This window comes from Pseudomonas sp. CVAP#3, assembly GCF_018986375.1.
Taxonomy (GTDB): Bacteria; Pseudomonadota; Gammaproteobacteria; order Pseudomonadales; family Pseudomonadaceae; genus Aquipseudomonas; species Aquipseudomonas helvetica.
Genome location: NZ_JAHMSC010000001.1, coordinates 1 through 24,191, shown reverse-complemented (window position 1 = coordinate 24,191; position 24,191 = coordinate 1). Strand labels below are relative to the sequence as shown.

At 60.2% G+C, this 24,191-nt stretch carries 18 protein-coding genes; all 18 read left to right on the top strand.

The features are described 5' to 3' along the window. Window positions 1-31: 31 nt before the first annotated feature. Window positions 32-1,819: a type VI secretion system baseplate subunit TssF gene (tssF, locus tag KRR23_RS00090; RefSeq protein WP_216740861.1), complete on the top strand. Its 1,788-nt coding sequence runs from the start codon at window positions 32-34 to the stop codon at window positions 1,817-1,819. Beyond that, window positions 1,783-2,790, top strand: a complete 1,008-nt coding sequence (tssG, locus tag KRR23_RS00085) for a type VI secretion system baseplate subunit TssG (RefSeq protein ID WP_216740860.1) — start codon at window positions 1,783-1,785, stop codon at window positions 2,788-2,790. The genes tssF and tssG overlap by 37 nt, the downstream gene beginning before the upstream one ends. 13 nt (window positions 2,791-2,803) lie before the next feature. After that, window positions 2,804-5,458, top strand: coding sequence for a type VI secretion system ATPase TssH (gene tssH, locus KRR23_RS00080; protein WP_216740859.1), 2,655 nt, complete (start codon window positions 2,804-2,806; stop codon window positions 5,456-5,458). Window positions 5,459-5,468: 10 nt separating this feature from the next. Then, entirely contained in the window at window positions 5,469-6,986 is a 1,518-nt protein-coding gene (locus KRR23_RS00075) for a sigma-54-dependent Fis family transcriptional regulator (RefSeq protein WP_216740858.1), read from the top strand. Window positions 6,987-7,307: 321 nt separating this feature from the next. Beyond that, window positions 7,308-7,448, top strand: a complete 141-nt coding sequence (locus KRR23_RS00070) for a type VI secretion protein (protein ID WP_216740857.1) — start codon at window positions 7,308-7,310, stop codon at window positions 7,446-7,448. Between the two features lie 17 nt (window positions 7,449-7,465). Further along, window positions 7,466-8,665 carry a type VI secretion system-associated FHA domain protein TagH gene (gene tagH / locus KRR23_RS00065; RefSeq protein WP_216740856.1) on the top strand — a complete coding sequence of 400 codons (1,200 nt, stop codon included), beginning with the start codon at window positions 7,466-7,468 and terminating at the stop codon, window positions 8,663-8,665. 5 nt (window positions 8,666-8,670) lie between these two features. Further along, the gene (gene tssJ, locus KRR23_RS00060; RefSeq protein WP_216740855.1) at window positions 8,671-9,171 is read left to right on the top strand and encodes a type VI secretion system lipoprotein TssJ; all 501 of its coding nucleotides are present in this window, start codon (window positions 8,671-8,673) and stop codon (window positions 9,169-9,171) included. A 2-nt stretch (window positions 9,172-9,173) separates the two neighbouring features. Further along, entirely contained in the window at window positions 9,174-10,505 is a 1,332-nt protein-coding gene (gene tssK, locus KRR23_RS00055; protein ID WP_071552761.1) for a type VI secretion system baseplate subunit TssK, read from the top strand. Window positions 10,506-10,510: 5 nt separating this feature from the next. After that, on the top strand, window positions 10,511-11,386 hold the full coding sequence (gene icmH / locus KRR23_RS00050; protein WP_216740854.1) for a type IVB secretion system protein IcmH/DotU: 876 nt from the start codon (window positions 10,511-10,513) through the stop codon (window positions 11,384-11,386). A gap of 14 nt (window positions 11,387-11,400) precedes the next feature. After that, on the top strand, window positions 11,401-14,934 hold the full coding sequence (gene tssM / locus KRR23_RS00045; RefSeq protein WP_216740853.1) for a type VI secretion system membrane subunit TssM: 3,534 nt from the start codon (window positions 11,401-11,403) through the stop codon (window positions 14,932-14,934). Beyond that, on the top strand, window positions 14,934-15,662 hold the full coding sequence (locus tag KRR23_RS00040) for a PP2C family serine/threonine-protein phosphatase (RefSeq protein WP_216740852.1): 729 nt from the start codon (window positions 14,934-14,936) through the stop codon (window positions 15,660-15,662). The genes tssM and KRR23_RS00040 overlap by 1 nt, the downstream gene beginning before the upstream one ends. Beyond that, window positions 15,659-16,666, top strand: a complete 1,008-nt coding sequence (locus tag KRR23_RS00035; RefSeq protein WP_216740851.1) for a serine/threonine-protein kinase — start codon at window positions 15,659-15,661, stop codon at window positions 16,664-16,666. Before KRR23_RS00040 ends, KRR23_RS00035 begins: the two co-directional genes overlap by 4 nt. Window positions 16,667-16,687: 21 nt before the next feature. Next, window positions 16,688-18,754, top strand: a complete 2,067-nt coding sequence (locus tag KRR23_RS00030; protein WP_216740850.1) for a type VI secretion system tip protein VgrG — start codon at window positions 16,688-16,690, stop codon at window positions 18,752-18,754. Between the two features lie 11 nt (window positions 18,755-18,765). Next, entirely contained in the window at window positions 18,766-19,572 is an 807-nt protein-coding gene (locus KRR23_RS00025) for a DUF4123 domain-containing protein (protein ID WP_216740849.1), read from the top strand. Between the two features lie 59 nt (window positions 19,573-19,631). Continuing rightward, window positions 19,632-20,168: a DUF3304 domain-containing protein gene (locus tag KRR23_RS00020; RefSeq protein WP_216741323.1), complete on the top strand. Its 537-nt coding sequence runs from the start codon at window positions 19,632-19,634 to the stop codon at window positions 20,166-20,168. Window positions 20,169-20,484: 316 nt separating this feature from the next. Next, the gene (locus KRR23_RS00015) at window positions 20,485-20,967 is read left to right on the top strand and encodes a DUF3304 domain-containing protein (protein WP_253911876.1); all 483 of its coding nucleotides are present in this window, start codon (window positions 20,485-20,487) and stop codon (window positions 20,965-20,967) included. Beyond that, window positions 20,952-23,570, top strand: coding sequence for a DUF2235 domain-containing protein (locus KRR23_RS00010; protein ID WP_216740847.1), 2,619 nt, complete (start codon window positions 20,952-20,954; stop codon window positions 23,568-23,570). The genes KRR23_RS00015 and KRR23_RS00010 overlap by 16 nt, the downstream gene beginning before the upstream one ends. 129 nt (window positions 23,571-23,699) lie before the next feature. After that, a partial coding sequence (locus KRR23_RS00005; protein ID WP_367880635.1) for a DUF3304 domain-containing protein occupies window positions 23,700-24,191 on the top strand: 492 nt, incomplete at its 3' end.

Here is a 24,191-nt window from a genome sequence, read left to right as displayed (position 1 = left end):
ATCAAACGAATTCAATACCAGGCAGTCAAACATGTCCTTTAACCACTACTACCAAAGCGAACTCACCGCACTTCGCCAGTTAGGTCGTCGTTTCGCCGAGCGTAGCCCGGCATTGGCACCCTTCCTCGGCCAGGCCGGGCGTGACCCAGACGTGGAGCGGTTGCTGGAAGGCTTTGCGTTCCTGACTGGCCGCCTGCGCCAGAAGCTCGATGACGAGTTGCCGGAGCTCAGCCATTCGTTGATGCATTTGCTGTGGCCCAACTACATGCGGCCGTTGCCGGCATTCAGTATTTTGCAATTCGACCCGTTGAAGCGTTCCGGGCCGGCGTTGCAGGTCGAGCGTGATACGCCGATCGAGAGTGTGCCGATCGATGATGTGCGTTGCCGGTTTCGCACCTGCTACCCGACTGAAGTCCTGCCGCTGGACCTGACCGCGCTGACGTACTCGGTGAAGGGCGACGGTTCGCTGTTGAGCCTGCGCCTGGAGATGAGTTGTGACGGGCACATCGGGGAGCTGGACCTGAGTCGTCTGCGTTTGCACCTGGCCGGCGAGCGCTACATCAGCCAGATGCTTTACCTGAGCCTGCTGCGCAACCTGGAAGGCATCGAGCTGATTCCGCTGGACGCTGCCGGCAAGCCGCTCAATGGCGCTAACGGCACGCCGATGGCGTTCAAGATGCCTGGCGACCGCGTGCAGCCGGTGGGTTTTGCCGAAGAAGAAGCGTTGATCCCGTATCCGCTGAACACCTTCCGTGGCTATCGCTACTTGCAGGAATATTTCGCCTTCCAGGACAAGTTCCTGTTTGTCGATCTGAATGGTCTGGACCTGCTCAAGGCGCTGCCCGAAGACACCCTCAAGCAGATGCACGGTCTGGAGTTGCGCTTCGACATTCGCAAGAGCGGCATCCAGCGTTTGCGCCCGACCCTGGACAACGTGAAGCTCTACTGCACGCCCATCGTCAACCTGTTCAAGCACGACGCCTTGCCGATTCGCCTTGATGGCAAGCAGGACGAATACCTGTTGCTGCCGGCCGAATACGACCTGGAAAACTGCGGGGTGTTTTCGGTTGAAGGCGTCACCGGCTGGAAGCCCGGCGGTCTGGGTTATCAGGAATACGTGCCGTTCGAATCGTTCGAGCACGACCCGAGTTTCGACGTGCCGCAAAGCCGTCCGCATTACAGCATCCGCCAGCGCACCTCGTTGCTGCACGACGGCCTCGACACTTACCTGAGCTTTGGCATTCGCCACACCGAAGCCCATGAAACCCTGTCGATCGAGCTGATCTGCACCAACCAGAACCTGCCGCGCCGGCTCAAGCTCGGCGACATCTGCATGGCCTGCGAAGAGACCCCGGAGTTTCTCAGTTTCCGCAACATCACCCCGGCCACCTCCAGCTTCGCGCCACCGCTGAGCCACGACTTTCTGTGGAAGCTGATCAGCAACATGTCGCTCAACTACCTGTCGCTGGCCAACGTCGACGCGCTCAAGGTGATTCTCGAAACCTACGACTTGCCGCGCTACTACGACCAGCACGCGGAGAAGGTCAGCAAACGCCTGCTGGGCGGGCTCAAGTCGATCAAACACCAGCACGTCGACCGGTTGCACCGAGGGTTGCCGCTGCGCGGATTGCGCACCGAGCTGACCATCGACCCGGAAGGCTATATCGGCGAAGGCGACCTGTTCGTTTTCGCTTCGGTTCTTAACGAGTTTTTCGCGCTTTACGCCAGTCTCAATTCGTACCACGAGCTGCGGGTAAAAAGCACACAGGGAGAGGTGTACCAATGGACACCACGTATGGGCCTTCAGCCTCTGCTTTAAGCGGGCTGACCCGAGGAATACGCGAGTACTCGCTGTTTCAGGCCGTGCTGCTGGTCGTTGATCGGCTGCGCGAGGCCCACCCGTACCTGAGCGAAGAGGACCTCTACGACCAGCTGGAATTCCAGGCCAACCCGAGCCTGGGTTTCCCTGGCAGCGATGTCGATCGCGTGGAGTTTTTCCACGAGCACGGGCAGCTGCGCGCGCGCCTGCGTTTCAACCTGATCGGCCTGGTCGGTTCCGGTTCGCCGCTGCCGGCGTTCTACGGTGAACAAGCGCTGGGTGACAGCGAAGACGGCAACCCGACACGGCATTTTCTCGACCTGTTCCACCATCGCCTGCAACGGCTGATGCTGCCGATCTGGCGCAAGTACCGCTACCGCGCCAGCTTCCAGAGCGGCGCCCTCGACCCGTTTTCCTCGCAGTTGTTTGCGCTGATTGGCCTGGGTGGCGAAGACATTCGCAAGGCCCAGGAACTGAACTGGAAACGCCTGCTGCCGTACCTCGGCCTGTTGAGTCTGCGGGCGCACTCGGCGGCGTTGATCGAAGCGGTGCTGCGTTACTACTTCAAGCATGCCGAACTGACCATCGAGCAGTGCATCGAGCGCCGCGTCGAAATCCTCGACGAACAGCGTAACTGCCTGGGTCGTGCCAACAGCGCGCTCGGTGAAGACCTGGTGCTGGGCGAGAGCGTGCGCGATCGCAGCGGCAAGTTCCGGATTCACATCCGCGAGCTCGACTGGCAACGCTTTCACGAATTCCTGCCGATCGGTTTCGGCTACCAGCCGCTGTGTGCGCTGGTGCGGTTCACCCTGCGTGACCCGCTCGATTACGACATTCGCCTGGTCCTGCGCCAAGAAGAAATCCGCGAACTGCGCATCGGTGAGCAGAACGCCTGTCGCCTGGGGTGGACCAGTTGGCTGGGCCGCGAACACGCGGACGGCGTGGTGACCCTGGGTAGCAAAATTCATTAAGGACGTGAGACCTATGATCAACGTAGACCTGCAACAACTGATCCAGGCGCTGGACGCCGAAACCCGTCGTGACCTGGAAAGTTCGGCCGAACGCTGTGTCGCCCGTGGCGGTAGCAAAATCCTCGTCGAAGACCTGTTGCTGGGCCTGCTGGAGCGCCCGCAAGGCCTGCTCGCACGCGCGCTGCAAGACGCCGAAGTCGACGCTGGTGAACTCAGCGCTGCGTTGCAATCGCGGGTTGAACACAGCGCCTCGCGCAACCCGGTGTTCGCCCCGGAACTGGTGCAGTGGCTGCAAGATGCGTTGCTGGTGGCCAACCTCGAACTGGGCCAGAGCCAGGTCGAACAGGCCGCGTTGATCCTCGCGCTGCCGCGCAATCCAATGCGCTACGCCGGCAGCCGTTACCAGCCATTGCTGGCGAAACTGAACATTGATCGCCTGAAGGATTTTGCCCTGTCGCAGAAGGAACAACCGGCGACTGGCAAACCGACCGTACCCGGTGAATCCCTGCTGCAACGCTTTACCCACAACCTGACCCAGCAAGCCCGCGACGGCAAACTCGACCCGGTGCTGTGCCGTGATGGTGCGATTCGGCAGATGGTCGACATCCTCGCGCGTCGCCGCAAGAACAACCCGATTGTGGTCGGTGAAGCCGGCGTCGGTAAAACCGCGATCGTCGAAGGCCTGGCCTCGCGCATTGCCGCCGGTGAAGTGCCGAAAGTGCTCAAGGGCGTTGAACTGCTGTCGCTGGACATGGGCTTGCTGCAAGCCGGCGCCAGCGTCAAAGGTGAATTCGAACGTCGCCTCAAAGGCGTGATCGACGAAGTCAAAGCCTCGCCGAAACCGATCATCCTGTTCATCGACGAAGCCCACACCCTGATTGGTGCGGGCGGCAATGCCGGTGGTTCGGACGCAGCCAACCTGCTCAAGCCAGCCTTGGCCCGTGGCGAGTTGCGCACCATCGCCGCCACCACCTGGGCCGAGTACAAAAAATACTTCGAGAAAGACCCGGCCCTGGCCCGTCGTTTCCAGCCGGTGCAGTTGCACGAACCGACCGTCAGCGAAGCGGTGACCATCCTCCGCGGTCTGGCTCGGGTGTATGAGAAGAGCCACGGCATCTACCTGCGTGATGACGCGGTGGTCGCGGCAGCGCAATTGTCGGCGCGTTACCTGGCCGGTCGGCAGCTGCCGGACAAAGCCGTCGACGTACTCGACACCGCCTGCGCCCGAGTGCGTATCAGCCTCGCTGCCGCGCCGGAAAGCCTCGAGCGCCTGCGTGGCGAACTGGCCGAAGGCGGGCGTCAGCGTCAGGCCCTGCGCCGTGATGCCGAAGCCGGTTTGCTGATCGACCACGAAGCGCTCGATGCGCTGGAAGATCGCCTCGACGCCGCCGAAGACGAAAGGGTCGCCCTGGAAACCCTCTGGACCGAGCAAAAAGAACTGGCCGAGCGCTTGTTGGAGCTGCGTCAGCAACTGGCCAAGGCCCGTGAAGTCGCTGCCGTCGAGCCGACCGTCACGGTTGAAGAAGACGCCGAAGGCACGGTGATCGAAACCCTCGAGGCGAGCGTGGACCAAGCGCAAAGCGTTGAAGCCCTGGAAGCCGCGCTGAACGAAACCCACCGCGCCTTGACCGATGCTCAGGTCAAGGAACGTCTGGTGAGTTTCGAGGTGTGCCCGCGTCTGGTGGCTGAAGTGATCAGCGCCTGGACCGGTGTGCCGTTGGCGCAACTGGCCCGTGAGCACAACGCCAAGGTTGCGAGCTTCGCCACCGACCTGCGCACCCGCATTCGCGGTCAGGAACAAGCCGTCCATGCACTGGACCGCTCGATGCGCGCCACCGCGGCCGGCCTGAACAAACCCGATGCGCCGGTAGGCGTGTTCCTGCTGGTCGGCCCGAGCGGCGTCGGCAAGACCGAAACCGCGCTGGCGCTGGCTGACTTGCTGTACGGCGGTGATCGTTTCATCACCACCATCAACATGTCCGAGTTCCAGGAGAAACACACCGTCTCGCGCCTGATCGGTGCACCGCCGGGCTACGTCGGTTACGGCGAAGGCGGCATGCTCACCGAAGCAGTGCGGCAGAAGCCGTACTCCGTCGTGCTGCTCGACGAAGTCGAAAAGGCCGACCCGGACGTGCTCAACCTGTTCTACCAAATCTTCGACAAAGGCGTGGCCAACGATGGGGAAGGGCGTGAAATCGACTTCCGCAACACGCTGATCCTGATGACTTCGAACCTGGGCAGCGACCGCATCAGCGAACTCTGCGAAAACGGTGCACGGCCAACCGCCGAAGTCCTTGAGGAAACCATTCGCCCGGTGCTCAGCAAACACTTCAAACCAGCGTTGCTGGCGCGGATGCGGGTGGTTCCGTACTACCCGGTCGGTGGCCCGGTTTTGCGCGAGCTGATCGAAATCAAACTGGGTCGTCTGGGCGAACGCCTGAACCGTCGCCAGCTGGATTTCACGTATTGCCAGAACTTCGTCGATCATCTGGCCGAGCGTTGCACCCAAAGCGACAGCGGCGCACGGCTGATCGATCATTTGCTCGACCTGCACGTGCTGCCGTTGGTGGCGGATCGACTGCTCGACGCGATGGCCACTGGCGAAAGCCTCAAGCGCGTTCACGCAACGCTCGATGGCTCCGCATGCGTGACTTGCGAGTTCGCCTGAGGTGAGTGTGATGTTCACTCGAGTGCCGCAACCGCTGGTCTATGCCGAAGCCTTGCTGGCGAAGTTCGCCAGCTTGTCGTGCGCGGCTGACGGCGCTGCGCTGCTGGGTGACTTCGTGCGCGCGGTCGCCGAGCTCAGTGGCTGTGAGCTGAGTCAGCTGTACCTGCTCGACGTTACCCACACCAGCCTCGGGCTGAACGCCGAGTGTTTGCAGGGCATCTTGCAGCCACGGGAAACCGCGAGCCTGCCGGCCGACTACAACGGCGAGCAACTGCTGCAGTTTTCCCTGTGCCAGAACCGTGTGCTCAGCCTCACCGGACTCAGTGGCAGCCTGCACGAAACCAGCTTCCTGCCGGAGCGGGTCGTACCGTGGCAGTCACTGCTGTGCGTGCCGCTGCTCAACCCGCAAAAAGCTGTGGTCGGTCTTTTACTGTGCGCCAGCCGCGAACAGGTCGAGTTGCAGGGGTTCGCCGATTCGCTCGGGCAACTGGGTTCGTTCGTGCTCGGGCAATTGCACCTGCTGCAACGCCTGCGCCGGCCGGTGGGCGATGTCTCGCCAATGCCCAGCAGCGTGCCGAGTGCCAGCGGTTATGGCTTGATCGGTAAAAGCTCGGCGATGCGCCAGACCTACCAACTGATCAGCAAGGTGCTGCACAGCCCGTACACCGTGCTGCTGCGCGGCGAAACCGGCACCGGCAAGGAAGTGGTGGCGCGGGCCATCCACGATTGCGGATCGCGCCGTTCCCAGGCGTTCATCGTGCAGAACTGTGCGGCGTTCCCGGAAAACCTGCTGGAAAGTGAGCTGTTCGGCTACCGCAAAGGCGCCTTCACCGGCGCCGACCGTGACCGCGCCGGGCTGTTCGATGCGGCCAACGGCGGGACCTTGTTGCTGGACGAAGTCGGCGACATGCCGCTGTCCCTGCAAGCCAAGCTATTGCGGGTTTTGCAGGAAGGCGAGATTCGTCCGCTGGGCTCCAACGACACCCACAAGATCGACGTGCGCATCATCGCTGCGACTCACCGCGACCTGACGGTGCTGGTCAGCGAAGGCAAGTTCCGCGAAGACCTGTACTACCGCCTCGCGCAGTTCCCGATTGAACTGCCGGCCTTGCGCCAGCGCGAGGGCGACATCCTCGACCTGGCCCGACACTTCGCCGACAAGGCCTGCACCTTTCTGCAACGCGATGCGGTGCGCTGGTCCGACGCGGCGCTCGATCATCTGTCGAGTTATGCCTTTCCCGGCAACGTTCGTGAGCTCAAAGGCCTGGTCGAACGCGCCGTGTTGCTTTGCGAAGGCGGCGAGTTACTGGCCGAACATTTCTCGCTACGCATCGAGGTCGCGCCGCAGGAAAGCAGCCCGAACCTGCGTGAACGCCTGGAGCAGGTCGAGCGCAGTCTGTTGCTCGATTGCCTGCGCAAAAACGACGGCAACCAGACCCTCGCAGCCCGTGAACTCGGCCTGCCACGGCGCACGCTGCTGTACCGCCTCGGGCGGCTGAACATCAACTTGGGTGATTTCGATGGTTAACCCTCAAACCTGGCACTCAAAAATTGTGGCTGGGATGTTCACTGTGGCTGAGAGGCTTTCTGTGGCGAGGGGGCTTGTCGGAGCGCCGCATCGCCCCGTTCGGCTGCGCAGCAGTCGCAATCCAGTCAACGCGGTATGCCGGAATAAACGCGGCAGCCGGTTTTGGGGCCGCTTCGCGACCCAACGGGGGCAAGCCCCCTCGCCACAGGTGATCGGCTCGAGGCCTCAGGCTAGAGCCCTGACACCCACCCCTTTTGCTTCTGTCAGCGCCGTCCTCAAGGGTCGGCGTTTTGTGCATTGTTTAGCCCTGGAGACCCTCTGATGTCTGTTCGTCACTGGCAAGCCGTCCTGTTGACCCTCGTCGTTCTATGCGGCCTCGGGGGCTGTAGCGGCAATTACAAATTCAACGACAACATCTATCGCCCTCTGGGTGATCCGCAGGCGGTCAATCGCGGCAAGTGACCGCAAGGAGCGACATCATGGAACTGGTTTTCGAAATGCTGAACACCAAGCAGTTCGTGCCTACGGATTTGTGCCAAAAGACCTTCAAGCAGGCTGGCGGCGTGATCGGACGGGGCGAGGATTGCGACTGGATCATTCCTGACCGCAAGCGTCACCTGTCCAACCATCACGCGTTGATCAGCTACCGCGACGGCACGTTTTTCCTGACCGATACCAGCAGCAACGGTATTCAGGCCAGCGAAAGCGGCGCGCGTCTGCGCAAGGGTGAAGCGCAGCGCATCGAACACGGCAGCGTCTACGTGCTGGGGGATTTCGAAATCCGTGCGCGGCTGGTACGCGACCCGGCGACCTTCGATACCGAAGTCGGCCACCCGCAAGCGGCCGGTAGCACCATTCCGGACGATGCGTTTCTCGACCTTGATCCACTCATGGCGCTCGATCAACAGGAACGGGCCTACTCGGAAATCGATGACCTGAGCGCCCTCAATGCGCCGCGTCAGGAACCGCGCCAGTGTGCCGACTACGCGCGCATCGACATGGAAAGCCTGTTGGTGCCGGAACTGGTGGCCGCACCTGTCGCGCCGGAACCTGCGCCGGCACCCAAGGCGATCGAGCGTCAAAGCGAAGGCTTCTGGGAGCATTTCGGTGATGCGCTGGGCGTCGACCTCAAAGGCCTCGATCACGACAGCCGCGAAGCCCTGGCGATCGACGCCGCACGTTTGCTCAAGCAAAGCGTTGGCGGTTTGCAGCAAAGCCTGCGCACCCGTTCGGAGCTGAAAAACGAACTGCGTCTGGCACAGACCACCGTTCAAGGCACCGGTAAAAACCCGCTGAAATTTGCCGTCGATGCCAGCGAAGCGCTGGGCATTCTGTTGCAGGGCGACAAGCCCGGCCAGTTACCGGTTGGGCAGGCGATTTCGCGGGCGTTCCGTGATTTGCAGGCGCACCAGGTGGCCTTGCTCACCGCCAGCCGCGCGGCGGTACGCGGCACCCTCGAACACTTCTCGCCACAACAACTGACCCTGCGTTTCGAGCGCGACGGCAACAAGCCGCTGCTCGCCACCTCGGGCAGCCGCTGGAGAGCCTACGGCCGTTATCACCAGGCGCTGCGTCAGGACGATGACTGGAGCGAACGCCTGCTGGCGCGGGATTTCGCCCAGGCCTACGAAGAACAGATCCGCCTGATTTCCACCCTACACACCGACCACCAAGGATGATGCGCATGTCTCGCTGCAAGGCCGTAATAATCAACCTGCTGACAGCGTTCACCGCTCTGGTGCTGCTGGCCGGCTGCTCGTCGATTTCGCCGTATTCCACCGTCACCAAGCTCAACCTCAAGCTGACCGCCAGCGATCAGGTCAACCCGGACCTGAATGGCCGACCATCGCCGATTGTCGTGCGGCTGATTGAGCTCAAACACCCGGTGGCCTTCGAAAACGCTGACTTCTTCAGCCTGTACGAGCGCGCCAAGGAATCCCTGTCGCCAGACCTGGTGGCCAGCGAAGAGCTGGAATTGCGTCCGGGCGAAACCGCCGAGTTCAAGCTCAGCGTCGACAGCGGTAGCCGCTACGTCGGCGTGCTCGCGGCGTATCGCGATCTGCGTGAAACCCAATGGCGCTACGTGGTTCAAGTCACCCCGGCGGATCTGACCGTGGCCGAGCTGACCCTCGATCAGACCGGCATCCATGACAAAAACCAAAAGCTCGCCAAGGCGGATGACTGAACATGAACGTGCATAAAGTCATTTGGCAGGAAGGCATGTTGCTGCGTCCGCAGCACTTCCAGCACAACGATCGCTACTACGACAACCAGATGAAAACCCGTACCCAGTTGCTGGGCAGTTACACCTGGGGTTTTCTGGGGCTCGAGATCGACTTGCAGTTCCTCAATATGGGCAAACTGGTGATCAGCCAGGCTTCGGGGATTCTCCCGGACGGCAGCCTGTTCGAACTCGGCGGCAACACCGAGCCGCTGGCCCTCGACGTACCGCCGAACACCGGCAACACGCCGATTTACCTGGCCTTGCCGCTGGTTACCGGTAACCACATCGAGTCCCGTCGTCCGGAGCAATCCGACGTGCTGGCGCGTTACACCGCGTACGAAGCGGAAGTCGCCGACTCCAACGCTGGCGATGACTCCAGCAGCCAGGTCAGCTGCGCGCGCCCGGACTTCCGCTTGTTGCTCGGCGAGCAGCAGAGCGATCAGGCTTACGTGAAGCTGAAGATCTGCGAAGTCCTCGACACCACGCCCGACGGCGTGATCAGCCTCGATCCGGACTTCGTTCCGACCTTCATCCACGCTCACGCGTCGGGCTACCTGCTGTCGTGCCTCAAAGAAGTCATCAGCATGCTCGGTCACCGTGGCGACACCATTGCCGACCGGATTCGTTCCAACGGCAAGGTCGGCGGCGCGGAAGTCGGTGACTTCATGATGCTGCAACTGATCAACCGCACCGAACTGGTTCTGCGCCATTACCTGGGCCTGGAACAGGTTCACCCGGAAGAGTTGTACCGCACGCTGCTGTCGATGCTCGGCGATCTGTCGACCTTTGCCAGCGACAGCAAACGCCCGCGTCTGGACAGCCGCTATCAGCACAGCGACCAGGGCGCGAGCTTCCGCAAATTGATGGAAGCGATTCGTCAGGTACTGTCGATGGTGCTTGAACAGCACGCCATCGAACTGGTGCTGCAAGCGCGTCAGTACGGGATCACCGTCTCGCCGCTGCACGACCACAAATTGCTGGGCACGGCGTCGTTCGTGCTGGCGGCCAGTGCCAACTGCGACTCCGAAGAGTTGCGTCATCGCCTGCCGGCGCACCTCAAGGTCGGCCCGGTGGAGCGCATCCGTCAGTTGGTCAACCTGCACTTGCCGGGCATCAAGGTCAAACCCTTGCCGGTGGCGCCGCGGCAGATCCCGTTCCACTCGAACAAAACCTATTTCATCCTCGAACTCAGTTCCGAAGACCTGGCACAACTGGAGCGCTCCGGCGGCTTCGCGTTCCACGTGTCCGGCGAATTCGCCGAGCTTGAACTGAAATTCTGGGCCATCAGGAACTGACCGATATGATCAAGGAAACGGATCACAGCCAGGATGACAAAACCGTCCTTTTGGATCGTCAGGGCCATGGCCCGGCACAGAGCCCGCTGACCGATTTCGCGGCACCGCCGCGTTTCGAGCAACTGGAAGAACGGATGATCTACGCCGCGCGCCTGCGTCCGGCGGAAGCGTTCAATATCAGCCTCAACTCGCTGGTGGCGGCGTCGTCCGACCTGCTGTCGGAAGTGGTGCGGCTCAAGCACAGCGCCACCCGCGAAGACATGCACGCGCTCAACGAGCGGCTGACGGCTGCGCTGAAACTCTTCGAAGTCCGTGCGCTGCACAACGGCGCCGAGAGCAGCCAGGTGATGGCTGCGCGTTACGTGCTCTGCACCGTCGTCGACGAAGCAGTGGTCACCACCCCGTGGGGCAACGAAAGCGAGTGGTCGCAGATGAGCCTGCTCAGCAGCTTCCACAACGAGACCTTTGGCGGCGAGAAGTTCTTCCAGTTGCTCGATCGCCTGTCGAGGAACCCGATCAAACACCTGCCAATGCTGGAACTGATGTACCTGTGCCTGTCGCTCGGTTTCGAGGGCAAGTACCGGGTGCAGGCGCGCGGCATGTTGGAACTCGACGGCATTCGCGATGCGCTCTACCGGCAGATTCGCCAGCTGCGCGGCGACGTACCGCGTGAACTGTCGCCGCACTGGGAAGGCCTCAACGACCGGCGTCGCAGCCTGGTGCGTATCGTGCCGTGGTGGATGGTGGCGCTGTTTACGCTGGTGTGCCTGGTGGTGATGTATTCGGGTTTTGCCTGGGTACTCGGCGAGCAGCGCGACACTGTTCTGCAACCTTATCAGCCGCTTGATCCAGCCGCAGTTCAGCCGCTGTCGAAGCCGTAAAACAGGGACGTGTGATGAAAAAGCTTTTCAAGAAAGTCGGCGCGTTCTTGCGCAAGACCTGGGTCTGGACCCTGCTGCTGGTGCTGTTCGTGGCGCTGCTGGTGTGGTTCGTCGGACCGCTGCTGGCCGTCAACGATTACAGATTCTGGGAAGGCTCGACCTCGCGCTTGCTGACCATCAGCGTGCTGTTCCTGATCTGGGGCCTGACCATGGTCTTCGTCAGCTGGCGCGCCGGTGTGCGCAAAAAAGCCGTCGAAGAAACCGAAGACGGCCAGGACCGTATTCATCGTGAAGAGCTGATCGACGAGGAACAAAAGGAGCTGCGTGCGCGTTTCAAAGACGCGCTGCGCACCTTGAAAACCTCCAGCCTGTATCGCGGTCGCAGCGAACGCTGGCGCAACGATCTGCCGTGGTACCTGCTGATCGGTCCGCAGGGCAGCGGTAAAACCAGCCTGCTGGACTTCTCGGGCCTTGAGTTTCCGATCAACAAGATCGACCGCAAACTCACCCGCGACACCACCGGCACTCGCCATTGCGACTGGTACTTCGCCGACCACGGCGTGCTGATCGACACCGCCGGGCGTTACCTGACCCAGCCGGATGTGGATGTCGACGGCAGCGCCTGGACCACCTTGCTCGACCTGCTGCGCAAGCGCCGTCGCAACCGTCCGTTGAACGGCGTGTTGGTGACCATTCCAGTTGAATTGCTGCTCAGTGGCAGCGAGCAAGACCTCGACACCCTGGCGCGTCAGGTGCGTGCGCGCCTGCAAGACGTGCATCAGAAACTGCACGTCGACCTGCCGATCTATCTGGTGCTGAGCAAGGCCGACCAGTTGCTGGGCTTCGACGAGTTCTTCGATCAGCTGACCCGCGAAGAAAGCGATCAGGTACTCGGCACCAGCTTTCGCAAAGAGCAAAGCGGCACCGACGTGCCCGTGCTGCGCGCAGAGTTCGAAGAGCTGCTGCGTCGCCTCAACAGCCAGGTGATCATGCGCATGCACCAGGAGCGCGACACCCAGCGCCGTGGTCGCATTCTCGACTTCCCGCATCAACTGGGGCAGATCGGCGAGCGCCTGTGCCTGTTCGTCGACATGGCGTTCACCGGCAACCGCTACCAGCGCGTCAGCCAGTTGCGCGGTTTCTACCTGACCAGCGCGCCGCACCTGAAGCAACAGATGGACCAGAGCACCGCCGGCATCGGCGCCAGCCTGGGCATCAACAGCGGCGTGTTGCCGACCTTGCGCAGTGGTCGCTCGCGGTTCATCCACCATTTGCTCAGCCGGGTGATTTTCCCCGAGGCCGATCTGGCCGGTCTGGACAAGCGCGAACGCAGCCGCATTCATTGGGGCCAGCGTGCGTTGTACGTGGGTGCATTGGCGGCGCTGGGGTTGTTCGGTTTGCTCTGGGCTACCGGTTTCTCCGCCAACTACGAACGCCTGGAACACCTGCGTTCGCTGGCACAAACCTGGAACCAGCAGCGTTCTGCGCTGACCGCTCGCGATGACGCGATGGGCGTGCTCAAGACCCTCGACACCAGCTATGCAGCGACCAAGGTGTTCCCGCCGAAAGGCGACGTGTCGATGTTCGAGCGCGGAGGTCTGTATCAGGGCAAAGAGAGCAACCCGTTGGTCAAGGACGCCTATCAGCGTGAACTTGAAACCCAGCTGCTGCCACGGGTGGCGCAACTGCTCGAAGGACAGATACGCAACAACATGAAGGACCGCGATCGCCTGCTCAACAGCCTGCGCGCCTACCTGATGCTGAACATGAAGGACCGTCGCGACCCGGGATGGCTGCAAGATTGGCTGGCGCAGGACTGGTCCGTGCGTTACGCCGGCAACACCGCGGTGCAGAACGGCCTGAACGGGCACTTCGAACGCCTGCTCAAGCAGCCGTTTATCTACCCGCTCAATGACGCATTGGTTGCCCAGGCGCGTCAGGTTTTGCGCAGCGAATCCCTGGCCACCGTGGTCTACCGGATGCTGCGCGAGCAGGCTCGCAACCTGCCGGAATACCGCTTCAGCCAACACCTTGGTCCACAGGGCAGCCTGTTCGTCGGCACCGACTACGTGATTCCGGGGTTCTATACCCAACAGGGTTATCAGCAGTATTTCTCGGTCCAGGGCTCTGCACTGGTCACCGACATTCTGCGTGACAACTGGGTACTGGGCGAAGGCTCGGGCATGAGCGGCATGGACTTGCGCCGCCTGATGGTCGAACTGGAGCAACTGTACTTCCGCGACTACGCCAACTTCTGGAGCGAAGCGGTCGGCCAGGTGGCGTTGCGGCCAATCAATGATGCCGGTGAAGGCGCTGAGCAACTGGCCGGGCTGACGTCCGCCAACTCGCCGATCCTGCAGATGCTGGTTGAAGTGCGCGAGAACACCCGTTTCCCAGCCGCCGTCGACAACACTGAAGATGTCACGGATGCCGCGGAAAAACTGCTCGCCAAGAAGGGCGGTGCGGTGGGTAAAGTCGCTGCAGCCGTGGCAGGCAAGGCGGGCGATGCATTGGCCACCAAAAACTTGCCGGACACCGCGAAGAAATCCCTGCAACGGCGCTTCGAACCGCTGCACCGTTTGCTCGATGACAACAACGGCCCGGCTGCCGACCTGACCCCGGCGCTGCAAGCGCTGAACGACCTGCAACTGCAACTGTCCAGCCTGGCGCGTGCCAGTGCCCCGGATCAGGCCGCGTTCGAAATGGCCAAGACCCGCATGAGCGGCCAGCGCGATGCGCTGAGCAACTTGCGCAACGCCTCGGGTCGCCTGCCGCGCCCGATCAGCGTGTGGTTCAACGTGCTGGCCGAAGACACCTGGCGTCTGGTGCTCAACGATTCCTACCAGTACCTCAACCAGCGCTACCAGAGCGAGCTGTACAGCTTCTATGGCAAGGCGATCAACAAGCGTTACCCGTTCAACGCCCACAGCACCAGCGACGTTGCGATCAGCGACTTCCGCGAGTTCTTCAAGGCGCAGGGTATTGCCGATCGCTTCTTCGACACCTACATGCGGCCTTTCGTCAGCGGCGATCCGGGCAACTACCGCCTGCGCAGCATCGACGGTCACAGCCTGCCGATGTCCAAGGTCTACCTCGACCAGATGGCTGCGGCACAAGTGATCCGCCAAAGCTTCTTTGCCGAAAACCCGGCCGAGCCGCAGGTGCAGTTCAAACTGGAGCCGTACACCCTCGACCCGTCCGTCAGCCGTTCCGAGTTCCGCTTTGGCGACAGGACCATGGAATATCGCCATGGCCCGATCGTGCCGGTGGCCTTCAAATGGCCAACCGACGCGCAAGACGGTCGCACCAGCCTGGTCCTCGAAAAAATGGCCGGCCGCCCGATCGGCATCGAGAAAAACACCGGCCCATGGTCGCTGTTCCGTCTGTTTGATTTGATGCAGACCGAATACCTGACCGGTCGCGACGTGCTGGTGCTCAAGGCTGATGTGGGTGGCCTGCGTGCCAACTACCTGCTGATGAGCCAGCGCACGCCGAACCCGTTCGACATGGGCGTGTTGCGCACCTTCCGTATGCCGGTGCAGCTCTGATGCTGGTTGCCAGCCCCTGGCGCAGCGCGGCGCGTACCGATCCGGGCAAGGTTCGGGCGCGCAACGAAGATGCCTTCCTCGACTGCCCACAGCAGGGATTGTGGGTGGTCGCGGACGGCATGGGCGGTCATCAGGGTGGCGACATCGCCAGCCAGTTGATCGTCGCCAGCCTGGCGGAGTTGCCCGTCGAAGACAGCTTCGACGAGCGGCTCAAAGGCGTGCGCCAGTGCCTGCACTGGCTCAACCGTCGCTTGGGCCAGGAATTGACCGTCACCGCCGGGCGCCATGACAGCATCATGGGCAGCACGGTGGTGGCGTTGTTGGTGGACGGTAATCGCGCGGCCTGCATCTGGGCCGGCGACAGCCGTTGTTACCTGTGGCGTGGGCAGCGCTTGTATCAGCTGTCCAAAGACCATTCGCTGATGCAACAACTGATCGACGAACAACAGATGGGCGTCGAGCAAGCCCGGGCTCATCCGACCGCCAGCGCCTTGACCCGTGCGGTCGGGGCCAGCGAGCAATTGACCCTGGACGTGCTCGAACTCGAGGTTTATCCCGGTGACGCGTTTCTGCTGTGCAGCGACGGTTTGTACCAGGGCTTGAGCAGCGACGCGCTGGGCAACGCCTTGAGTCTGACCGCGCCGCAGGTGGCGCTGGAGCGGTTGTTCGACGGCGCGTTGCGCGGCTCTGCACGGGACAACCTGACTGCCGTGGTGATCCGCCAATGAGTGAACTCAATCCTGTGCTCGACGAGCTGCTGGTCAGCGACATCGATACCGCCAACCTGACCTACTTTGCCTTCGCCAAATCTCATGAGGCGCCGCGTGCCGTGGTGCCGACCCAGGTCAGCGTTGGCGCGTTGCCGGACGTGTTGGCGGGGCGTTACCGCATCGAGCGTTTGCTCGGTGCCGGTGGCATGGGCGCGGTGTATCGCGCACGGGACCTGCTGCACGAACAGTTCGGCGACCCCAACCCGTATATAGCGCTGAAAATCCTCAGCGAAGAATTTGCCGAATCGCCGGACGCCAGCGCCTTGCTCTACAGCGAGTTCGCCCTGACCCGACGCCTGCGCCACGCCAACGTGGTGCGTTTGCACAGCTTTGAAGTGGACACCGAGTGCCAGCGCGCCTTCATCACTATGGAACTGATGCGCGGGCTAACCCTGGACAAACTGCTTTGCGAACGGCCCCTGGGCCTGCCGTGGCAAGAATTGCCTGACATCGCGCTGCCGCTGCTTGATGCGTTGACCTATGCCCACGGTCGCGGCGTGCTGCATGGTGATTTGAAACCGAGCAACGTGATGCTCAGCGAGGAGGGCGTGCGCTTGTTCGACTTCGGCCTCGGCCAGGCAGAGGAGGGCGTATTGCCCGGCCTGCCGCATTTGAGCCGCAGCCGTTTCAACGCCTGGACCCCGGGCTACGCCGCGCCGGAACTGCTGGAAGGCGCGCCGCCGACCGCCAGCGCCGACCTCTTCGCAGTGGCCTGCGTGATCTATGAATTGGCGGGCGGTAAGCACCCGTTCCGCCGCTTGCCGTCGACCCAGGCTCGTGACGAACGCCTGGACCGTGAACTGCAAGCGCCCAAACACCTTCCGAAACACTGCTGGCCGGCGCTGCGCACGGCGCTGGCTTTCGATGCGGCGCAACGCACCATCACCGCCGTACAACTGCGTGACGCCCTAGGCGCCACTTCCTCCTGGCTGCAACGCTGGCTGCATCGGCGCAACGGATGACTACCGAACAGGGAGCAAGCAATGTTCAACCCTTCTAACGAAACCCATTTCAGCCTGACCGTGGCTGACTTCCGGGGTGACCTGCAAGTGCTGTCGTTCACTGGCACCGAAGGCATCAGCCAGACCTTTCGTTTCGACCTGGAACTGGTCAGCGAAAACCACGATCTGGACCTTGAGGCTCTACTACACAAGCAGGCGTTTCTGGCGTTCGACCCGAAAGGCAGCGGCATTCACGGCCAGATTTACCGCGTCGCTCAAGGCGATGCCGGCAAGCGCCTGACCCGCTACAAAGTGTCGTTGGTGCCGCAACTCGAATACCTGCGCCACCGCACCAACCAGCGCATCTACCAACAGATGTCGGCGCCGAAAATCATCGCGCTGATCCTCGAAGAACACGGCATCAAGGGCAACGCCTACAGCTTCCAGCTGAGCCAGCCGTGCCCGGATCGCGAGTACTGCGTGCAGTACGACGAAACCGACCTGCATTTCGTCCAGCGGCTGTGTGAGGAGGAGGGCATTCACTACCACTTCCAGCACTCGGCCACCGGCCACAAACTGGTGTTCGGCGACGACCAGACCGTGTTCCCGAAACTCGGCCAGCCCACGGCCTACGTGCAGGGCAGCGGCATGGTCGCCGACGAGCCGGTGATCAAAGGCTTCACGCTGCGCCTGGAAACCCGCACCAGCCGCACCACGCGCCGCGACTACGATTTTGAAAAGCCGCGCCTGCAACTGGAGGCGGCCTACAAACCCGACGGCAAAAGTGACGAGCCGGACCTGGAAGACTACGACTACCCGGGCCGCTTCACCGAGCGCACACGCGGCAAGTTCCTCAGCCAGCGGGCGCTGGAACGCCACCGCGCCGACTACCAGCAAGCCGAAGGCCATGGCGACCAGACCGCCCTGGTCAGCGGCCACTTCCTGGAAATCTCCGACCACCCGCGCAGCGAGTGGAACGACCTTTGGTTGCTGACCGAAGTCATCCACGAAGGCAAACAGCCGCAAGTCCTCGAAGAGTCGGTGACCAGCGACACCACCGCCAACAAGGACGACTTCAACCAGGGCTACCGCAACCGCTTCCTCGCCACCCCGTGGGACGTGTTCTACCGCCCGGCGTTGCTGCACCCCAAACCCCGCGTGCTCGGCAGCCAGACCGCCCAAGTCACCGGCCCCAAAGGTGAAGAAATCCACTGCGATCAATACGGCCGCGTGAAAGTGCAATTCCACTGGGACCGCATCGGTGCGGCCGACGACAAAACCAGCTGCTGGCTGCGCGTTTCCAGCAGCTGGGCTGGCGACCGCTACGGCGCCATCGCCATCCCGCGCATCGGCATGGAAGTACTCGTCACCTTCCTCGAAGGCGACCCCGACCAACCGCTGGTGACCGGCTGCCTGTACCACAAGGAAAACCAGATGCCGTACGCCTTGCCGGCGAACAAAACCCGCAGTGTCTTCAAAACCCTCAGCTCCCCCGGTGGCAGCGGCTTCAACGAACTGCGCATCGAAGACAAAAAAGGCGCCGAACAAATCTTCATCCACGCCCAGCGCGACTGGGATGAAAACATCGAACACGACCAGAAAATCCGCGTCGGCAACGAACGCCACGACACCGTCGAAAAAAACACCTACACCGAACTCAAAGCCGAAGAACACCGCACCACCCTCGCCGACCGCAAAGTTGAAACGCGGATGGACGACCACCTGACCATCGGCCAAAACCAACACATCAAAATCGGCACCGCACAGCTGACCAGCGTCGGAAGAGAAATCCACCTCAAGGCCGGCGACAAAATAGTCATCGAGGCCGGATCGGAGCTGACGATCAAGGGCGGTGGCAGTTTTATCAAGCTGGATGCGGGGGGTGTGACGGTGGTCGGGCCGGTGGTGAAGATTAATGCCGGGGGCTCGGCGGGGAGCGGGACGGGGATCGGTATCAAGCCGCCGCAGCTGCCGGGCGCCGCTGACAAAGACCTTGCCGGTTCGCCGCCGGTGCAGGCGCTGGGCAACACGCCCATGCCGCCACCGCCGGTTTGCAAGGAATGCCTGGCCCGAGCCAAACGTAATAGCCAAGCCCTGGCGGCACGATAAAGGACGCTTTCATGTACGCAAGCAATGCGCAGTGGCATGACCAACTGTGGGCCGACGCCGAGCAGTTGGGCCACAACCACCTTGACCTCTTGATCGACGCCACCAGCCTCGACTACCCGCTGCTGGAAGAGCTGGCGAGCCTGCCCGATGCGCCGAAACTGGCGAAGCTGTTCGACAACACCCCGGAGGTCGCGATTGCCGATTTCGGGCCGTTGCTGCTGCGCGTGGACAAGGCCCAAAAGCCCTGGCTGAAAACCTTCATCAACGCCGTCGACTGCAATCAACATGTGCTGGCGCTGTTCAGCCCTTGGGACTTTGACGTACTCAGCGAACACCTGCGCGGCTGCACCCAGGCGCAGTGGAACCAGGGCCGTTCCGAAGGCGTGTTGCGCTACTACGAACCGCGGATGTTTGTGCCCGTGTGTGAAACCCTCAACCCGGCACAGAGCCAGGCCTTCCACGCCCCGGCCATCGCCTGGCACTGGCTGGACCGCGACCAGCAAACACAAAGCCTGCCCGGCAACTACGTGCGCCACACACCGCCGCCGGCTACCCAGGTCATCATGTTCGACCACCCACAAGTCGCCAACCTGCTGGCCTGGACCGAAGCCGACACCTACCGCATCGACCGTTGCGCCATGCCGCAAGACTACGGCATGAGCCGCAAGGAAGGCCTGATTCGCCACCTGTTCCACAGCCAACTGGCCGCCAACCAGAAAGGCCTCAAGGAACCGGAACAACGCCAGCCCTTCATCGAACAATGGCTGCGCGACAACTCGCCCTTCGTTATTGATGAACCGCCGAGGCCGTTGATATGAACCGTCCTCGCGCCTGTCAGCGCATTGCACTTGCAGGGAAGGCATTGCCTGTTCGGTGGATGAGTGGGCGGGTGTTGCTGGGTGTGGCCGGGTTATTCGTGTGCGTGCTGATGTTGGGGGCATGTAGCAGCAAACCGTCGAAGATGCTGGGCGCACCCGTGACGGGTTACAACCATACCTCTGCGGCGATCAATCGGTTTTCGGTGAATGGGGCGGGTGGGCCGAATTTGGGGCCGTACTTGGGCGGCGGGGCGGAAGTTTGCTGTGGCATGCTGCCTCGTGTTTGGACGCCGGGGTTGAGGGCGATTGTGGAGTGGGAGAAGGATCCTGACCCTTACTCCTACGGCAAATGGAGTGAGCGCCCTTACTCCGATGCTTGGACAAAGCGCATGAACGAGCACACACAAACGTACTCGCGCCATAAGGCCGTTGTCGATATTCCCCAATATGACGAAAACGTCTGCGCGTTACAGGTCCACTTCCTGCCGTGCGATCAGGTGCGTGTTTCGACGACCTGTTACACCCCTTCAAATCCCAAGTACCCCGATAGGGCGTATTTCCAGATGAAGGAGTCGACGACATGTCCGGTGCTTTGATCAAGTACATGGTGTGCATGAGTGCTATTAGTGCTTGTGGATTTGCACCGCTCGTGAGATGGCCGATGTTGAGCGCTTTTAATCGTGGGCTGAAGATTCTGATTACGTCAGTGACGGGCTTCAGCCACACCTCTTATCCCTATAACTACCCGATGAACATGGAGGAGCCGAAGGTATGTTCACATTCATAAGTACACGTATCAATACGCATTTTTTTGCGGCGTTGTTGCTGAAAGTGCTTCCGTCAACGCTGCATGTTAAGCAACAAGTCAGCAAGCCGGAGAAGCATGTTCGGTTACTGGTTCTACTAGTCAGCATGCTGGGCTTGAGCGCTTGCCATGCTGGCCCGGAATTGGTGTCTGCACCTGTAACTGGTTACAACCATACCTCTGCCGAAATTACCAGGTTTAGTATTAACGGTGCTGGCGGCCCTCGAATCCCACCGCATCAGGGCGGAGGGAGTGAGGTCTGCTGCGGCATTATTCCTGTTCAGTGGAATTCGGGCCTTAGAGCGATTATCGAGTGGGACAAAGACCCTAATCCACGAGAGTCACTCAAGCGTGATCAGTATGGTCAAATTGATAAAGAAGACTATAAGCGCCATTCTTCTAGTTACTCTCATCATACAGCTACGGTTGAAATTCCTAGGTACGCAGAGAAAGTATGCGCTTTACAGGTTCACTTTCTTCCTTGTGATCAAGTAAGAGTATCTACAACTTGCTTTACATCTGGAAATCCAAATTATCCAGATAAGGCTTATTTTCAGGTTAAGGAGTCGACTACATGTTCGAATCATTGATTGGAGGGGATGCGCCTCCGCCGGACAGTGCATTAGTCGCTCCGAGTTTTCCTCTTTCGCGTCGGCTGCCAAATGAGCCTGGACAGTTGTCAAGAAATATAAGGCAGCAAAAAAAAGACGAACAGGCTTTTGGTAACCAGCAGCGTAAGCTTCTTCAAGCTAAAGGTGAGGCAGACAGTGGAATGCCCTGCTGTAAAACGCTACATATCACATTGGCTTTTGATGGTACCAATAACAACGATCAAGCAGACGGCGCATCGACACCTAATTCACGCAGTAATATCGCGCGGCTGTTCCATGCCAGTTTGGGTTCAGACCCTGATATGCAAAGTGAGGGGTTTCTTAAATACTACTGTCCAGGGGTCGGGACAGTATTCCCTGATGTTGAGGAATATGTTCCAGATTCAAATGGGCTTGTTGGGGCAAGCGGTGGCGAAAACCGTATTAACTGGGCTCTAACTAGATTGCTCGATGCGTTAAGGCAACATTTAGGAGAAGAAAGGCTAGATGTTGTTGAAACAAAGGCGATGCTAAAAATTATGGCGACTAATTGGTTCGGGAATGTTCTTAGTGCAGGAATGCTCGAAAGTGGAGAAAAAAAACGCGAAACAACTTTACGACCAGCTATTAAAAAGCTTGAGGACAAGCTGAAGCAGCGTAACGATGCCGAGGAAAAGCCACATATCTTAGCGATGCGACTCTATGTGTATGGTTTCTCTCGAGGGGCCGCGGAAGCTCGGACTTTCATTAACTGGCTACAGACACTGGTTCGTTGTCAAAGTGTTAGCGGTGCAGTCGAGTATCGCTTTGCAGGACTGCCGATTTCCATCAACTTTCTAGGTGTATTTGATACCGTCGCGGCTGTCGGGCTCGCCGACAGTGTTCCATTCGCCGCCGGGCATATGGATTGGGCTGATGGCACCATGCGTCTACCTGATGAGGCTGCTTCCGTTTGCCAGAGTACGGCGTTGCCCGATGACTGTGTTTTTCTAAGACGTTGTGTTCATTTGGTTTCTGGCCATGAGCAACGTGCAAGTTTTCCACTGGATTCGATACGACGTCGCCCCAAGTCGGCCGATGGCAGCCGTGATGAAAGTAAAGCATCGAGTTATCGGCAAGGCACAGTCGAATACATTTATCCAGGAGTTCATTCGGACGTAGGTGGTGCGTATGCACCGAATGATCAGGGTAAGGCAGCGGCTGGTTCAGACCATGTGTTGTCGCAGATTGCTTTACAGCACATGTACGCGGAAGCGTTTATGGCTGGCGCACCATTGCAGGTTCCGGAAACCGCGGTGCAACGAGGAGTTCACGAAGACTGGCGAGCTATGAGTACAGGTCTTGAACTTGAGTTTTCGGTCTCAGAGACACTCATCAAACGCTTCAACGCGTGGCAAGCTCAGGGGCAAGCCGGCTCTCTGGAAGACATGATGAAACGTGAGCACGCTTTGATTACCGCTTGGCGAATCGACCGATATGCCGACGGTGTGGAAAAACATTCGTTCTTCCAAAAGGCTCCTGCAGATATGCCAGAGGCCAAAATTGATGCGTGGAAGGCCATAGAAGAGCGTAAGGATGCCGATGTTAAAGCCGCTACCAAGGGGCTCCCTAAACCGACTTACACTGAGGCTCAGGAAAAAGAGCATCAACTGAATATACAAATTGTCGGAGGGCAGGAAAAAGTCGACCAGATGCGCTGGGAGAAAAAATTTGAACCGCCTCTTGATCATCGTCAATTAAGTGGAGCTGCTGCCGAGTTTCGTCATGACTACCGACAAGAATGGGGCATGGTGGATGATGGTTTCACCATTGGAGGAGTCGCCGACATGTTACTGGGTGGCACGGTGTTCCTGATCAATGAAGAAGACGAGGCAGAGGAGTACGCATATCTTCATGCTGAAGGCACTAAGCGCTATAACAAAATGTTCATTGCACCTAATAAGCCTAGGCAAGGTGAGGAAGACCTAGTGGCATTGTTCGATGAGCAGGTCCACGACTCTCGTGCGTGGTTCATGAACTTTTCGGCCGCAGGTCCACGTGAACCCTTTACGGACTATTTCCGCATCCGTCTGGTGCATTTCGATAATGAATCGAACAAGCGACTATCGCTCTTGGTTAACGCTGGGCGAGTGATCGGACTTGGAATTGCCTTGGCCAGTGTCGGTCTGAGTATCAAGAAGAAAGACCCTCGCATGTTGCTGGGCTTGTTCTTGCCATCCTTGGTGCGTCCTGTTCTTTCCGGCAAAGTCGGTCTGCCAGAGATCAGTGCCTTCGACCCGCTCACAGGTATCGCATTGCCGATGCTCGACAACCTCGACTCTTTGCGGACATTCACCAAGGCGCCGGGTGATATGACGGCCAAGGTTGCCGCCTTGCCGCCGTTGAAACCGTTGACGGCCAGCACGGCCAATACCCCGGCGTTGCAGAAGATCCTGGCTGCGCACCAGGCGCTCGAAGCGGTGGAAGCTGCTCGCAAGAAAGACGTTGGCGCGCTGGCCGGTTTGGTGGCGAAAGCGGCGAACGACGAGGACAAGCCCGGTGGCTGGCTGGATAGGGTGGCCGATCAGGCGGGTAAGTTGAAGTCGTCTGAAAAGAACGTGTAATCACAAGATGAAAAGGGCGACTCTGGATAAGCCGCCCTTTGCATTTTTATCTTCAGGTTCTCGGGACAGGGCCTGTTATCAGAGGAAGGAGTCGACGATATTTCTGGTTTCTTGATGAGACACGCAGCGTTGCTGCTCAGCTTGCTGGCGCTGACAGCCTGCAACACTCCTTCGAAGATGCTGGCCGCGCCGGTGACGGGGTACAACCACACTTCGGCGGCGATCAATCGGTTCAGCGTCAATGGTGCTGGCGGTGGGAATGTGGGGCCGAATCAGGGTGGGGGAAGTGAGGTGTGCTGTGGCATGGTCCCGCGTCATTGGGTGCCGGGGTTGAGGGCGATTGTTGAGTGGGAGACGGATCCTGATCCCTATTCCTACGGTAAGTGGACCGAACGTCCTTACTCAGATGCTTGGAGGAAACGGATGAAGGAACATAGGCGGCAGTACTCGCGCCACAGAACTGTTGTCGATATCCCGCAATACGATGACCCAGGCAGTTTGAAAGTGCACTTTCTGCCTTGTGATCAGGTGCGTGTCTCAGCCACGGGCATCACACCGGGGTATCCCGGTTACCCCTACAACTACCCCATGAACATGGACGAGCCGAAGGTGTGTCCTGGC

Coding starts and splice junctions, on each gene's coding strand:
- tssF (WP_216740861.1), top strand. CDS start 32: ATGTCCTTTAACCACTACTACCAAAGCGAACTCACCGCACTTCGCCAG.
- tssG (WP_216740860.1), top strand. CDS start 1,783: ATGGACACCACGTATGGGCCTTCAGCCTCTGCTTTAAGCGGGCTGACC.
- tssH (WP_216740859.1), top strand. CDS start 2,804: ATGATCAACGTAGACCTGCAACAACTGATCCAGGCGCTGGACGCCGAA.
- KRR23_RS00075 (WP_216740858.1), top strand. CDS start 5,469: ATGTTCACTCGAGTGCCGCAACCGCTGGTCTATGCCGAAGCCTTGCTG.
- KRR23_RS00070 (WP_216740857.1), top strand. CDS start 7,308: ATGTCTGTTCGTCACTGGCAAGCCGTCCTGTTGACCCTCGTCGTTCTA.
- tagH (WP_216740856.1), top strand. CDS start 7,466: ATGGAACTGGTTTTCGAAATGCTGAACACCAAGCAGTTCGTGCCTACG.
- tssJ (WP_216740855.1), top strand. CDS start 8,671: ATGTCTCGCTGCAAGGCCGTAATAATCAACCTGCTGACAGCGTTCACC.
- tssK (WP_071552761.1), top strand. CDS start 9,174: ATGAACGTGCATAAAGTCATTTGGCAGGAAGGCATGTTGCTGCGTCCG.
- icmH (WP_216740854.1), top strand. CDS start 10,511: ATGATCAAGGAAACGGATCACAGCCAGGATGACAAAACCGTCCTTTTG.
- tssM (WP_216740853.1), top strand. CDS start 11,401: ATGAAAAAGCTTTTCAAGAAAGTCGGCGCGTTCTTGCGCAAGACCTGG.
- KRR23_RS00040 (WP_216740852.1), top strand. CDS start 14,934: ATGCTGGTTGCCAGCCCCTGGCGCAGCGCGGCGCGTACCGATCCGGGC.
- KRR23_RS00035 (WP_216740851.1), top strand. CDS start 15,659: ATGAGTGAACTCAATCCTGTGCTCGACGAGCTGCTGGTCAGCGACATC.
- KRR23_RS00030 (WP_216740850.1), top strand. CDS start 16,688: ATGTTCAACCCTTCTAACGAAACCCATTTCAGCCTGACCGTGGCTGAC.
- KRR23_RS00025 (WP_216740849.1), top strand. CDS start 18,766: ATGTACGCAAGCAATGCGCAGTGGCATGACCAACTGTGGGCCGACGCC.
- KRR23_RS00020 (WP_216741323.1), top strand. CDS start 19,632: ATGAGTGGGCGGGTGTTGCTGGGTGTGGCCGGGTTATTCGTGTGCGTG.
- KRR23_RS00015 (WP_253911876.1), top strand. CDS start 20,485: ATGCTGGGCTTGAGCGCTTGCCATGCTGGCCCGGAATTGGTGTCTGCA.
- KRR23_RS00010 (WP_216740847.1), top strand. CDS start 20,952: ATGTTCGAATCATTGATTGGAGGGGATGCGCCTCCGCCGGACAGTGCA.